The organism is Rhodococcus sp. 1163, assembly GCF_002091985.1.
Classification (GTDB): domain Bacteria; phylum Actinomycetota; class Actinomycetes; order Mycobacteriales; family Mycobacteriaceae; genus Rhodococcoides.
Map to the genome: position 1 here is coordinate 28691 of NZ_MKKX01000032.1, position 13929 is coordinate 42619.

Annotated in this window: 12 protein-coding genes; 6 read left to right on the plus strand and 6 right to left on the minus strand. The window is 63.1% G+C overall.

Going from position 1 to position 13929, the window contains the following annotated elements; all coding sequences use genetic code 11:
• Positions 1–12 precede the first annotated feature (12 nt).
• The 3 genes from BJD99_RS13060 to BJD99_RS13070 form a co-directional block, all read right to left on the minus strand.
• Complete coding sequence (locus tag BJD99_RS13060; protein WP_084347284.1) at positions 13–564, minus strand: YceI family protein; 552 nt, start codon at positions 562–564, stop codon at positions 13–15.
• Between the two features lie 128 nt (positions 565–692).
• Entirely contained in the window at positions 693–1850 is a 1158-nt protein-coding gene (locus tag BJD99_RS13065) for a YbhN family protein (RefSeq protein WP_179142326.1), read from the minus strand.
• Positions 1851–1880: 30 nt separating this feature from the next.
• Positions 1881–3335: an adenylate/guanylate cyclase domain-containing protein gene (locus BJD99_RS13070; RefSeq protein ID WP_084347469.1), complete on the minus strand. Its 1455-nt coding sequence runs from the start codon at positions 3333–3335 to the stop codon at positions 1881–1883.
• A gap of 88 nt (positions 3336–3423) precedes the next feature.
• Here BJD99_RS13070 and BJD99_RS13075 point away from each other — a divergent pair, with 88 nt between their 5' ends.
• From BJD99_RS13075 to BJD99_RS13090, 4 genes are read left to right on the plus strand one after another with little or no spacing between them, the layout of a single operon-like run.
• Positions 3424–4632, plus strand: a complete 1209-nt coding sequence (locus BJD99_RS13075; protein WP_084347471.1) for an AI-2E family transporter — start codon at positions 3424–3426, stop codon at positions 4630–4632.
• Entirely contained in the window at positions 4625–5755 is a 1131-nt protein-coding gene (gene macS, locus BJD99_RS13080; RefSeq protein ID WP_084347286.1) for a MacS family sensor histidine kinase, read from the plus strand. The genes BJD99_RS13075 and macS overlap by 8 nt, the downstream gene beginning before the upstream one ends.
• Positions 5755–6411, plus strand: a complete 657-nt coding sequence (locus tag BJD99_RS13085; RefSeq protein WP_179142327.1) for a response regulator transcription factor — start codon at positions 5755–5757, stop codon at positions 6409–6411. Before macS ends, BJD99_RS13085 begins: the two co-directional genes overlap by 1 nt.
• A 36-nt stretch (positions 6412–6447) precedes the next feature.
• Complete coding sequence (locus BJD99_RS13090; protein WP_256895664.1) at positions 6448–6663, plus strand: autophagy-related protein 2; 216 nt, start codon at positions 6448–6450, stop codon at positions 6661–6663.
• A gap of 1 nt (position 6664) precedes the next feature.
• On the opposite strand, the gene BJD99_RS13095 is transcribed toward BJD99_RS13090, so the two are convergent.
• Positions 6665–7054, minus strand: a complete 390-nt coding sequence (locus BJD99_RS13095; protein WP_084347289.1) for a MarR family transcriptional regulator — start codon at positions 7052–7054, stop codon at positions 6665–6667.
• 81 nt (positions 7055–7135) lie between these two features.
• Here BJD99_RS13095 and BJD99_RS13100 point away from each other — a divergent pair, with 81 nt between their 5' ends.
• Both BJD99_RS13100 and BJD99_RS13105 read left to right on the plus strand, forming a co-directional pair.
• Complete coding sequence (locus tag BJD99_RS13100) at positions 7136–7789, plus strand: DUF1707 domain-containing protein (RefSeq protein ID WP_084347473.1); 654 nt, start codon at positions 7136–7138, stop codon at positions 7787–7789.
• A 90-nt stretch (positions 7790–7879) separates the two neighbouring features.
• Positions 7880–9721 carry a DUF2339 domain-containing protein gene (locus BJD99_RS13105; protein WP_179142328.1) on the plus strand — a complete coding sequence of 614 codons (1842 nt, stop codon included), beginning with the start codon at positions 7880–7882 and terminating at the stop codon, positions 9719–9721.
• A 24-nt stretch (positions 9722–9745) separates the two neighbouring features.
• On the opposite strand, the gene BJD99_RS13110 is transcribed toward BJD99_RS13105, so the two are convergent.
• The gene (locus tag BJD99_RS13110) at positions 9746–11638 is read right to left on the minus strand and encodes an HNH endonuclease signature motif containing protein (protein ID WP_084347290.1); all 1893 of its coding nucleotides are present in this window, start codon (positions 11636–11638) and stop codon (positions 9746–9748) included.
• A 48-nt stretch (positions 11639–11686) separates the two neighbouring features.
• A complete protein-coding gene (locus tag BJD99_RS13115; protein ID WP_084347291.1) occupies positions 11687–13882 on the minus strand; it encodes an MMPL family transporter in 2196 nt (731 codons plus the stop codon).
• Between the last annotated feature and the right edge of the window lie 47 nt (positions 13883–13929).

Sequence of the window (13929 nt, forward strand, 5' to 3'; positions counted from 1 at the left end):
GAAAGTGACGATCTAGGAAGCCAGACCTGCTTCGATTTCGAGGGTCAGGGTGATCTTGTCGCCGACGACTGCGCCGCCGCCTTCGAGAGGCATGTCGATGGTGAGACCGAAGTCGCGACGGTTGATGGTGGTGGTGGCTTCGAAGCCGGCGACCGGACCGTTGCCCATGCCGGCGTTGACGCCGTTGAACTCGAGTGCCAGGTCGATCGACTTGGTGACGCCGTGCAGGGTGAAGTCACCTGTCACGACGAAGTCGGAACCCTTGGGCTGTACCGACGTCGAGACGAAGGTGGCGGTCGGGTACTTCTCGACCTCGAAGAAGTCGGCAGTCTTGAGGTGGCCGTCGCGCTGCGCGTTGTCGGTGGTGATGGAGGTGACGTCGATTTCGGCGGCGACGGAAGGCGTGCCGTCGGCGGCGACGGTGATCGTGCCGGTGAAGGCCTGGAAACGGCCGCGGACCTTGCTCACGACGAGGTGGCGCACGGAGAATCCGACGGTGGAGTGCGAAGGGTCGATGTTCCAGGTGCCTGCGGACAATTCTGGCAATGCGATCGCGGTGGTCATGTGAGCTCCTCTAATGGTGGGTTGAAGGTTCAAGTTGCATAGTACACAAGCGGACCGGAGTCCGAATCTATTCCCGCATGCCGAATAGAGATGCCGATCACAATTTTCGAGTGGGAGGGAAGAACTCGTTATCCAGACTCGGGATCGACGTTGTCCGCCCGCGGCTTGTACAGGTCCCTGATTTCCCGCTGCTCGATGATTTCCCGCTGTTCGACGGCTTCCCGCTGTTCGACCGCGATGTCGTATTCGAGGTTCTCGTGGCGGTGGTTGCGAAACAGGACGAGGAACACGATCCAGCCGACGATCGCGACGAGGATGAAGCTGACACCGCGATAGACGAAGGCGGCTGCGACGGCCTGTGACGCGCTGATGCTGGCCGCGCTGGTGAGAAAGGCGATCAGGGTGGCGTCGACGATGACGAGCCCACCCGGTGCGAGCGGCACGGATCCGACGGCCTTGCCTGCGGCGAACGCGATGAGCAGTCCGGAGAGTCGGGGGTCTGCGCCGACGGCGAAGCATGCGAAGCCGAGACAGGCGACGTCGGCGAGTCGGTGAACCGCGGACCACGACAGGGAGAGCACGCCGTCGCGTGTGCCGAGTCGAACCGATTGAACCTGCTCGATGATCTCGTCGATGCGCTCGGCGCCGGTATCGGCCGGCTGGTTGCGGAAGTCGTTGATCTTGCGCAACGTCCATCGGGCTGTGCTGCGTATCGCCTGCGGGTGGGCGGAGATGTACCGCACTCCCAGGACGATCAGGACGACGCCCGCAATGGGGAGTACCAGGGTGAACGTGTTGACCGCTCCGCCCACCAGCAGGGCGCCACCGACGCCGAGGACTGCGAGTCCCGCCGCCGCGATGACTCCGGAGATCGCGAGTTGCCATGAGGCGACTACCGGACTCGCGCCCCACCGTCGGGTCTCACGGTAAGTGAACGCGGTGGAGAAGACCTGTCCGGCGGGCAGCGTCAACGACATGGCAGTGCTGCCGTAGATGACCGAGACCGACTTGGACTGACGGACGCGAACTCCGCCGGCTTCGAGCAGTTGCTTCTGGACCCGGCCGAACGCGCTCAGTGAGAGTGCTTGCGCAAAGACACATGCAGCGAGCCATCCCCAATGGATCTCGGTGAGGGCCTTCCACGACTCGTGCAACCGCGGCCAGAGGTAGATTCCCTCGCCGATGAGCAGTGCGACCAGGGCAATCCCGACGACCCATTTGAACCAGCGGAGACGATTCCGCTTCCGTGGCCCGTCGGGGACGGACTCCGGTCTTGGTTCGGCCACCTTCACAGGGTAACCACACTGCGACGGCTGTCAGGGATGCTCGACCGGCCACGCGAGATGCGTGCGTCTACGCCGGCCGCGTAATTGAACCTGATCACCGAGTTCCCAATGCGCCTGTTCCTCGTCGCTGGCGAAGTAGAGCGCGGACGTCGACGCGAGAACGCGGCCCGGTCTCAGCTTGGCCAGTTCGGTCAATCGAGACGCTTCGTTGACGGGATCACCGATCACGGTGTATTCGAACCGCTCGGCTGCGCCGATGTTCCCAGCGACGGCCAGTCCCGCCGACACACCGATACCGATGTCGAGTCCGGTGATGTCGTTGAGGGCGAACCGCAGGTCACGAGCTGCGGCGAGCGCAGCGGTCGGCGCGTCGGGTCGGTCGAGGGGCGCGCCGAAAATGGCGAGTGCCGCATCACCCATGAACTTGTTGACGAATCCGTTGTGCTGATCGATGACGTCGACGACGACGCGGAAGAATTCGTTGAGGAGGACGACGACCTCACTGGGAGGACGCTCGGAAGCCGTGGCCGTCGACCCGACCATGTCCACGAAGAGCACCGCGACGAAGCGAGTCTCGCCTCCCAATTCGGTACCGAATTGCAATGCACGGCGCGCCACATCTTCGCCGACGTGTGCGCCGAACAGTTCACGCAGGACGCGCCGTTCCGCGGACTCCTCCATCATGCGGTTGAAGCCGACCTGAAGTCGGCCGATCTCGCTGCCGTCGAACACGTCGACCTCGACGTCGTTCTCACCGCGTTGGACCCGCTCGATCGCCCGACGCAGTTGCCGGATCGGGTCGGAAATCTGGCTGGCCGTCAGCATCGACAGGATGAATGCCTGCCCGATAGCGAGGACGCTGAGCAGGATGATCGCTATCGCGAGCGAATTGGGGGAGAACACCAGATCGGTGGTCAGCTGGGTCACGCAGAGCAAGATGATGCCGATGACGGGCATCAGGGTGCCCAGCCCCCAGGTCATCGCCATCCGGGTGCCGATGCCGGGGGTCATGGTGCGGTCGAATCGACCCTCGCTCAGTGCCATCGCAGCGACGGGGCGCAGGATCCGTTCGCCGAGCATGTAGGTGAATCCGAAGGTGACGGTGGCAGCCATGACCACGGTGACGATGACGGCGACGGCGAGCGACGGCATTTCGGCGACCGTCAGGACGACGAACAGGACACCCCCGATGACCCACAGAACGGCATGCACGATTGCTTGACGCAACGGCGCGTGCAGCGCAGTCATCTGTTCCTTACGGGTGGGTGGGCCACCCCGCAGCTGCCAGCGAACCACCGTCCGCAACATGCGGGACGCGTAATAGAGGCTGACCCCGCCTCCGACCAGCAGATAGATGCCGAAGATCCAGACATTGCGTGATCGGTCCGCGATGATCGATTCCGACTCGGCAATGGGCAGCCCATAGCGAACGAAGCCGAATACGAGCACCGCGCCGAAGAGGTTGGACAGGCCCATCGAGACCATATAGAGCGGCCAGCGACTCTTCAGGGTGAGCGAGACCGCTCGGAAAGATGCCAGCACAGGTTAAATTTACCGGGTGGGTACTGGCGAGCTGCGGGCAGAAGCACCAAAGGAGCCTTCCGGTGCCCGATCGCCCGCGAATTCGGTTCATCCCTTGGTGCGTGTCGGAGCGGAATGGACGTGGCGTCTGCTCGTTCTGTTCGCCGGATTCCTCACTGTTTGCTACGTCGTCATCCGGCTCGAAACAGTGTTCATTCCCATCGGACTGGCGCTGCTGGCTTCGGCGATGCTGGTGCCGATCGTCGATTGGATGCAGAGACGCGGAGTTCCCAGGTCCGCAGCAGTCGTCGTAGTCATCATCGCCAGTATCGGTGTCGTCGTCGGAATCATGACGTTCGTCGTCGAGCAATTCATCGAGGGACTACCGCAACTCGGCGATCAATTCACCACGAGCATCAACGACATCCAGTCCTGGTTGTCCACGGGCCCACTCCACATCAGTGAGGACCAGATCCGACAGACGAGCGACGACGCCGTCAAGGCCGTCCAGGACAACCAGGAAGCGGTGACGTCCGGCGCATTGACCACCGCGACGTTCATCGGTGAGCTCTTCACCGGTGCGTTGCTGACACTGTTCACGCTGATCTTCTTCCTCTACGGCGGCGATCAGATCTGGAACTTCGTCACCCGGCTTGCCCCGACGTCGGCGCGGCGCCGTATTCGCCTCGCCGGAAGTCAGGGCTTCGGCTCCCTCATCGGGTACGTTCGCGCGACGGTCGCCGTCGCCGCTGCCGATGCTGTCGGTATCGGGGCCGGGCTGGCCATTCTCGGTGTGCCCTTGGCCTTGCCGCTGGCATCGTTGGTGTTCATCGGCGCCTTCATCCCTATTGTCGGTGCTTTCCTGACCGGATTCGTCGCAGTGTTCATCGCATTGGTGACCAAGGGTCTGATCACCGCGTTGATCACGCTCGGCATCGTCGTCGCAGTCATGCAACTGGAAGGGCACGTACTGCAACCCCTCCTACTGGGACGCGCGGTGCGGCTGCATCCTTTGGCCGTCGTCTTCGCCATCACCCTGGGAATCCTGCTGGCAGGCATCATCGGTGGCCTGCTGGCCGTTCCGGTCGTGGCAGTGCTCAACACGGCAATCCGATCACTGCTGGCAGAGGACCCGGACGAGGTCTACGAGGAACTCGAGGAACACGACCCGTCGGAGCCGCTGTTCCCGGCCACAGAGGACAGCCCACGCCCGCGTAGCCGACAACTCGACCCAGGAACTCTCGAAAAGCCCGATGACTGACGCATTGACTCCGCTCTGGCGCGCGTCGCAGGTGTTTCGATTCGTCACCCTGCTCTACGCAGTCAGCTACCAGGTCGCCTCGATGTCGTCCTACAGCAATCCGCGCCTGAGCTGGTTCTTCGTGGCGTTGATGGCAGTGTGGACCGGGGTCTCGGCAGCGCTTCTCTCGGAGAAGAGAATCCCGCGATGGAAGGTGGTGTTCGCCGACCAACTCGTCGTCATCGGGTTGATGGCGTCGACTCGGTTGGTCGCCGATCCTCAGTGGTACAGCACTCACCAAACTCTCCCGACGACATTGTGGGCCACCAATGCGGTCATCTCGGCGGCAATTCTGTTCGGGCCCAGGGGCGGAATCGCGTCGGCGATCGTGCTCGCGGCCGTGAGCGCACTGGTACGCGATCAGGTGAACTTCGATCTGTGGACGGATGCGACAGCGCCGGTTCTGGTGTCGGTCGGGCTTGCGCTCGGGTTGGCGAGTAACACCGCCAAACGCGCACACTCGGAATTGGCGCGTGCCATCAGGCTCGCGGCGATCACCGAAGAGCGCGAACGACTCGCACGCCAGGTGCATGACGGCGTCCTGCAAGTGTTGGCGCTGGTTCGTCGGCGCGGAAACGAAATTGGCGGTGCTGCAGGTGAACTCGCCGATCTTGCCGGTGAGCAAGAAGTTGCACTGCGGATGCTGATCTCCGAGCAGGGGAACCCGAGCCGCGTCGATACCGGCGATGCAGAGGTCGACCTGGGGAGTCTGCTCCGAGCGCAGGGCAGCACCACGGTGTCGATCTCGGCCCCGACGGATCCCGTACTCGTCCACGAACCCGTCGCCGAGGAGCTGGCTGCCGTTCTCGCGACAGCGTTGTCGAACGTGACCTTGCACGCGGGATCGGCTGCGCGCGCGTATGTTCTGCTCGAAGATGTGGCCGGCGACATCATCGTGAGCATCCGTGACGACGGCGTCGGGATAGCTGCCGGCCGCCTCGCTGAAGCTGAGGCGGAAGGCCGGATGGGCGTCTCCAAGTCGATACTGGGAAGAGTTGAAATGCTCGGCGGCACAGCAGTGCTCGACAGCGATATCGGGACGGGGACCGAGTGGGAGATTCGAGTACCGAGGGAGCGGAAGTGATGGAGAAGCAGATTTCGGTCATGGTCGTCGACGACCACCCCATGTGGCGCGACGGGGTGGCACGCGACCTCGATGCGGCCGGATTCGACGTCGTCGCCACCGCTGACGGAGTCGGGTCCGCGGGGCGTCGCGCTCAGGCCACGCAACCGGCCGTCGTGCTGATGGACATGCACCTGACCGACGGCAACGGTGCCGACGCGACGGTCCAGGTACTGCTCGGTTCACCGAACAGTCGGATTCTGGTGCTGTCTGCCTCCGCTGAACGCGGTGACGTGCTCGACGCAATCAAGTCCGGTGCCAGCGGATACCTGGTCAAGAGTGCATCGGCCGAGGAATTGTTCGACGCTGTCCGGGCCACCGCCGCCGGGCAAGCCGTGTTCACTCCCGGTCTGGCCGGGCTGGTCCTCGGGGAGTATCGCCGTATCGCCACTGCCCCCGCGGACGCGAACGACACCGAATTACTACGTCCGACGCTGACCGACCGCGAAACCGAAGTGCTACGACTGGTAGCAAAGGGATTGAGCGCCAAGCAGATTGCGACCAAACTGACGTTGAGCCATCGCACGGTGGAAAATCACGTGCAGGCCACACTCCGCAAGCTGCAGCTTGCCAATCGGGTGGAGCTGACGCGTTACGCGATCGAACAGGGTTTGTGAGCCGCCCGCTCGGGGCAACCCCACCCCATGAGTGAGATGGACAAGCCAGTGGATACGACGGTGGACCCGACCGAGAAGTCGGCCGGCCTCGATGCGGACGGTGCGCAGAGCGCGGCCGAGCGTGGGGAGGCCGTCCGCGAGTTCGACGACCACCTCGACGGGTCGGGGGACAAGCCGACGTTCCCGACCCCTGATGCCGCGGAGGTCACCGACACCGAGACGGACCCGAAGACCACGACGCGGACCGAGTAGCTCAGCTCTTGACCAACTGGTTGAGGGCGAGCTTGGCGATCGGAACATACGGAAGCACCAGCCCGGGAAAGCCGTCGACCGTCAACCACGTCCGTGAACCGGCCGGATGGGACTCGACGCCGTGGGTCAGCGTCAAGCCCAGCGCGCGGTTCTGCCACCAGGCCTGCCACGTCCAGGTATGAGCCGCCTCGTCGACGGCGAGCACGCGGAAGTCGATCCGAATCCAGAGTGGTCCCTCGACTCTGCCCGAGGTATCGGCAACCAGCCGTTCGCCGTCGTAGTCGACCCCGCTGATCTGTGGCGCCCACGTCGACCACATATCGGGGTTCATGTAGCGCTCCCACACAATCCCTGCGGGAGCCGAACCGGTCGCATCGATCGTGATCTCCATACTGTGGGCTGTACCCGCGAGCCGGCCCAGCGAACCTTGCAGTTCCAGGCAGTCGCTTTGCCTGGGCATTATCCTGGTTTCATGGAGGCCAGGAATCTGCGAGTATCGGATGCCGAAAAGGAACATGTCGGTGAGTTGCTCCAGCGTGCGGTGGGTCTGGGGATGTTGTCCCTCGGGGAGTTCACCGAACGTATGGACACCGCGCTTACCGCGAAGACGCGTGGTGAGCTGAACGCTGTCGTGGCGGATCTGCCCGGGATGCAGATAGCCGAGCAGTATCGGCCGTCGGTCCCCGCGGCCTCGGCGCCGTATCAGCAGAGCGCCCCCGCCTACGACCGGGCGCATACGGTGTCGTGGGATCGAAGTCAGGCTTCGGTCGTCCGCGGCACGATGTCGACGGTGTCGCGCAAAGGTCCTTGGAACGTGCCACCCCGGATGGCGATCGACAGCAAACTTTCGAATGTCACGCTGGACTTCACGCAGGCAATCATGTCGACGCAGGTCGTCGAGATCATGGTGAGCGACTATTGCAGCACTATCTCGCTGATCCTGCCCCCGGCGGCTACCGCTGACCTCAACGGCCTCGAAACAGTCGGGGGGAGTGCCAACAACAAGGTGCGCACCGGCCCGCCGATCGGGCCGCTGCACGTCATCGTGCGCGGGAAGGTCCGGTTCGGGACACTCACCGCCAAGCATCCACTGGGTACGTCACTGCGACGGATGTTCGGCAACTGAGCGTTTCCGTAACGCGGTTAGGCAAACCCCTAGGTAAGGAGGAGTAGAAATACTCAGCCGTTGCCGGGAACCGTCCGACATGATCTGTCCATGACGAATCCGCGTAGTGCCGGTGTCGATCCGCAGTTGGTAGCCAGATTGTCCGGTCAGTTCGCAGCACTGGGAGAGCACCTCCGGCAGGTTTCCGGCGAACTCGGGCAGCTGCATTCACAACTGGCAGCTCAGCAGGCACCGATGTTCCCTGCCCAGCCTCAGGTATTCGCCCAGCCGCGGCCCTTCACTCCGCCCCAGCCCCAGCAGTTTCCTCAGCCCCAGCAGTTTGCCCAGCCCCAGCAGTTCCCTCGACCACCCCAGCCTGCACCGCCCCGGCCTGCCGCGCCGAAAAAAGAGCCATGGTGGCAGCGGGACGGTGTGATCTCTCGGCTGCTCGCGATCGCCGGTGCCGGAGTGACATTGATCGGCATCGTGATGCTGCTGGTTCTGGCAGCGCAGGCAGGATGGTTCGGGCCGGAGCTACGTGTCGGTGCGGGAGCGGCATTCTCGTTGGCGTTGGTGTACATCGGGTCCCGGATTTTCGGTCGATCCGGCGGCAGGGTCGGTGGCATCGCCGTTGCGGCGACCGGAATTGCCGGTCTGTATCTCGACGTCGTGGCCGTCACCGTGATCTACGAGTGGCTCGAGCCGGTTCTCGGTTTGGCCGCTGCTTTCGGTATTGCGTCGGCTGGTATCGCGCTGGCGGTGTCGTGGCGTTCGCAACCGATGGCGGTGTTGATCCTTACCGGCGTCGCCGTGTGTGCACCGGTGGTCAGCGGCGGAATCACGTTGTCGCTCATCGGTTTTTACGCTGCTACGTTCATTGCAACCTTCCCCGCCCAGCTCGGACGTGACTGGCCGCTTTTGAATGCCGCGCGCACACTGCCGATCGTTGCCGCTACGTTGCTGGGAATCTCGGCGGCCTCGCCCTCTGCAATCGACACCGGTGATGCCGTCACCCTGCTGATCGTTGCATCCGTCGTCGCGGCATTCGGGTTGGGAAGCTCGCTCGAACTCCTTCGCCGCAACGCAGCCGACTCGATGGCATCGGCGATGATGGCGCTCGGTGCACTGCCGATCCTCTTGGTGGGCACCCTGTTCGAGCGTTGGACACTCGCGCTGGTCGAACTCCTGGTCGCCGTTGCCTGCGCGGCAACTATCGCCTTGGCACGCTGGTTGCCGGTGCATGCCAGGATTGTGCTTTCGCTCCTCGGCGCGGCGGCGCTGCTGCAGGCCGTCGTCGTTCCGACCGCAGTGGAGCTGCGTCCGCTCACGCTGTTGGTGGTCGCTGCTGCGGCACTCGTTCTCGCGCATAAGCTCTCGTCCAAGATCGCGTACTTCCTCGGCGGTGCATTCGCCGCACTCGGGACCATCGGTTTCGTTGTCATCGCACCCGTCGACGGCCTTGTGGATGCGGACTACGCCACCGGGCATGTCGGCATCGTGGTTGCCGGGCTGCTGTTGGTAGCGGTTGCGGCGGGCCTGGTTCTGGTTGCTGTCCAACTCGGTATTGTCGAGGAGAACGTGCAGTCTTGCTGGGTGTTCGCAGGCATTGTCTCGCTTTACGGTCTGACGTCCGCGACGGTCGCCCTCGGAGTGGGAGCAATCGGCGGCACAACAGGATTCATCGCGGGTCACTGTGCGGCCACTATCGGATGGATGGCGGTGGCCATGGCATTGCTGATCATGGGACTCCGGAGTGAGAAGTACGCGCACACTGCACTATTGGCGGGCTTGTCCCTGACCACTGCTGCGGTGGCCAAGCTGTTCTTGTTCGATCTGGTTGCTCTCGATGGGCTCTTCCGTGTCGGCGCCTTCATCGTCGTCGGACTTCTGTTGCTCTTCGCGGGCACCAGGTATGCAAAGGTGTTCGCAGACCGCGAGTCCGAACAGGTATAGGTAGGTGCGGACGAACCCGCCGGCTCAGTAGGGTGCTGGTCGGCGGCGTTCGCGGGCATTTCCGGCAGCGCGGTGTTCCCGAAAGCGGCGGCGGAGGTCGCGGATTCTCCGCTGAGCTTCGTCGGTGCCGGCCCGGGCGAGTTCGGAACGCGAGGGCGGGTGCGTGTGGGGAGGCATGTGTTTCTCCCACCAGGTCGGACCGTCCGGGCAATCCTCCGGGGGCGCCGGATGCCTTTTGCGAACGCGAAGTGGCGGGGCATCCGGAACCGAGAAGTCGGGCAATGTGATTCGTCTGGAACCGGCATTGCCCGTCCACAGGATCGCGCCACCGGATAGCATCGCGCACGCCCACATGCGGGCAGTCTTCGCTTGATGATGACAAGTACATACCGGGTGCAGATTGGATCCGACCGTCCATCCACCTGCCCGAGGATTGTCCTGATCGAACGGGACGATGTGGTCGAGTTGGCACCGAGACGACGGCGTGTCACAGCCCGGAAATGTGCACGTGCGGTACGCCATTCGGACCATCGAGGCCACAGCTTGCGAAGGCCGATACGTCAACGCTCCGGGTGGTGGACCGTCGAGTCCGCCGTGCCCGTCAGGGAACACTCCTGCAGCCTTCGATGGATCACGCTCGATCTCGCGCAGGACTGAATCGACGTAGCGGCGTAGGGCAGAGTCCTCCCCTGGGGTGTGCAGGTAGATCTGGTGTGGGCCTGGTCGAGGAACCTCCGCTGCCCCGCGAACTCTGCCGCGCCCGAGGATCCTCCGAAGTACCTGTTTGACCCGCGGTAAGGGCGACTCCGGCTCGTCATCGTGGGTGTCGCTCGATCCTGGATCGGATTGTTCGGCAACCGGATTGTCTACCGCGCCCGTGCGTTCAGTGGCGTTCTTCCTAGTGGGCCTGATGGCACTCGTCTCGTCCGTCGCGACAGTCTCAGGTTCGGTACCCGAGCCGGTGCTTCCACCTCGGTTCACCTCGAGCACCTCGACCAACTCGGTCAAGATTGCCTGCCACCGTGCGTCTTGGGCCAACATCCGCACCAGGTCCGGATCGAATGCCGTCCCGTCGGGCAAGGTCGCCGGTGTCGAGGACAATCCCAACAATGTTTCGACGTCGATGAGGATGTTGAGTAGATGACCGCGTCGCGGAGCGATCTCTTCCGCGACACCCGCTGCCGTACACCCCTCGCTGCGCTCGCACCGGCACGCCAAGGCGTGCTCGCCGTACAGCAAAGCCAACAATCCATCCACGCGGCGCTGCTGGCCTGTACGCGGATCCTTTGTGCATACGGTCGCGGCGATCTCGGAAATCAGGGCCTCCGCCTCGGCCCCTTGCAGATCCGACATCTGCGCGCGCAGTACAGACATCCCGGTACCGTCCTCGTGGACGCTGACTCCGGTCGAGGCTGCCTTCGCTTGCGTCTGTGCCGCAGTCGCTTCCGCTCTGTCGAATTGCATCCACAAACTCCACACCCGGTTTCGCAAGCGGCGTGGTGCCATACTTTCGGCTGCCGCGAGAGCTTGGAATTCGATCGCCTTCACGGTGCGTGCGCTGGCTTTGTCGAGCACCGATGCCAGCACCACTACTCGTGCCCAGTCGATGCCCCCGAATATCAACCGCAGCGCCGTCAAGGGCAGGTGGTTCAACGCTTCGGCGGTATCGAGGAGAGTGCGGCCTGTCGACAACGACACCGTCAGTTGCGTCGAGATCTCACAGAGCACTTCACGATGACACTCCGACGGATCTCCGCCGCACTCCTCGGCATCGGCGAGGCGGCGATCGAGGATCTCGCATACTGCCTCGACCAGGCGGCCGCGACGAACATTCTCCGCGGACGCGCATTCGGTGAGGATGTCGAGCATGCCGCCAACAGCCTGGTCAGCAGTCTCGATGAACCTCGATTCGAACATACTGTCGAGTGTAACTTCTCTTACCGACACAAACTCGAAACCCAGAGATCAACGTGCGCTTGCTGATTCGCGCCCAGCCGAAGTCGCGACGCTCTCATCCTCCAAGGCCGGCTCGCCGAGACCGGTTCGACGCTGGATTCGTTTCATCCATTCCGGTGCCCACCAGCAGTTGTCGCCGAGAAGCTTCATTGTTGCCGGGACCAGGAACATGCGGATCACCGTCGCATCGATGATGAGCGCGGCAATCATGCCGAAGGCGATGTACTTCATCATCACCAGGTCCGAGAATGCGAACGAGCCCGTCACCACGATGAGTATCAGTGCTGCCGCGGTGATGATGCGTCCGGAATGCGAAGTGCCGATTCGGATTGCGTCGGTGGTGCTTGCGCCCCTGTCTCGTGCCTCGACCATCCTCGAGAGCAGGAAGACTTCGTAGTCGGTGGACAGTCCGAAGACGATTGCGCCGATGAGCAGCAGAATCATCGCCATGATCGGACCCGGGGTGAAGTTCAGCAACTCCGAACCGTGTCCGTCGATGAAGATCCACGTCAGAATGCCCATCGTCGCACCCAATCCCAGCGCGGTCATGAGCACTGCCTTGATGGGCAGAATCAGCGACCCGAACGTCAGGAACATCAACAGCGTCACGATGAGGACTACCAGGATTGCGGTGAGCGGCAGTCGATCCACCAGTGCCGCAATCGAGTCCTGTTCTATTGCAGGCGTTCCCGTGATCTGCACGCTTGCGCCGTCCGGAACTTCGATGCCGCGCAGGTAATCGAGTGCAGGCTGGGAATCGTTGCGGTCCTCGAGGCCTGCCTTGAAGACGATGACACCGTCTTTGCTTGCACCGGTAGGTGTGAACTTCTCGACGAGTCCGGGAGCTTCGTTGGCTTGCTTGGTGATCTGCCCGAGGGATGCGCCCTGCGCGTTCGATATCACCAGCTTGAGTGGCTCGGTGCGTTGTCCAGGGAACAGTTCGTCGAACTGAGATTGCGCCACCCGCGTCGGGTTGTCGGGCGGAAGATACGTCTCGTTGATTCCGCCGAATTCGATCCTTCCCACCGGAAGGGTCAGCACCAGCAGCGCGAGCACGATCGTGACGGCAACCTTGACGGGACGCCGCATGACCCAGCGGGTCAGCTTGCCCCACATGCCGTTCTCGATTTCCTCGGACGACTTGGTTTTACGCATGAACTTGAAGCCCAGCGCGTCGACGCGTGGACCGAGAACTGCAAGCAGCGCAGGTAGGACGGTCACCGCGACGAGAGCGGCCAGCGCGACGGTAGCGATGGATCCGTATGCGACGGACCGAAGGAAGCCATGCGGGAACAGCAGCAGGCCACCGAGACTGGCAACGATCATCGTCGCAGAGAACGTCACGGTGCGCCCCGCCGTCATCACGGTGCGGCGGACTGCCTTTCGCGTCGAGTATCCGTCGCCGAGTTCCTCACGGAAGCGGGAGACGATGAAGAGTCCGTAGTCGATTGCAAGGCCGAGTCCGACCATCGACACCACCGGCGCCACGAATGTGTTGACTTCGGTGAAGTTGGTGAACAGCTTGACGATTCCGTTGGCGCTGACCACCGTCAAGGCGCCGACGACGAGGGGGAGCGCAGCCGCGACGATTCCACCGAAGATGAAGAACAAAAGGACTGCAACAGCAGGAATGGCGAGGATCTCCATTCGATGAATGTCATCGGCCATCGTCGATTGCAAGGCCCCGGCAACCGCTTGGAGTCCCGCAACCTGGACGTCGACGCCATCGATGTAGAACGCGTCCTTGACGGCTTGGAAGTTGTTCGTCAGGGCCGTCTCGTCTTCGCCCACTATCGCGATGCTGGTGACAGCGTGCTGTTTGTCCGTGGTTGCCAGTGCGGCTGCGCGGGCAGCACCGTCCACGGTGAAGTAGGTGCCGTTGATCTTGGCGATCTGGGCAGGGTGTTCTGCGACAAGCGAGTTCAGGTTGGCAGTGACCGCGGCAGTGAATTCCGGATCGTCCACCGTCTTTCCCTCGGGAGCGGTGTAGAGCACGATGACATCGCCCTCTGTGTCACGTCCGAACGTGTCGTCGGCGAACTGAGCAGCACGCACCGATTCCGAACCGGGGTCGTCGAAGCCGCCCTGGCTCAGTCGATTCTCGAATCCGACCCCGTACGCGGCCAAACCGAGAAGGCCGGCCACCATGACTCCGATGACCGTGAATCGCCAGCGGTGGACAAGATCCCCCCATCGGGCGAACACTCAGGTCACTCCTCGAAGTTCGGCAATGACAGCCATGCTTCCCCCAT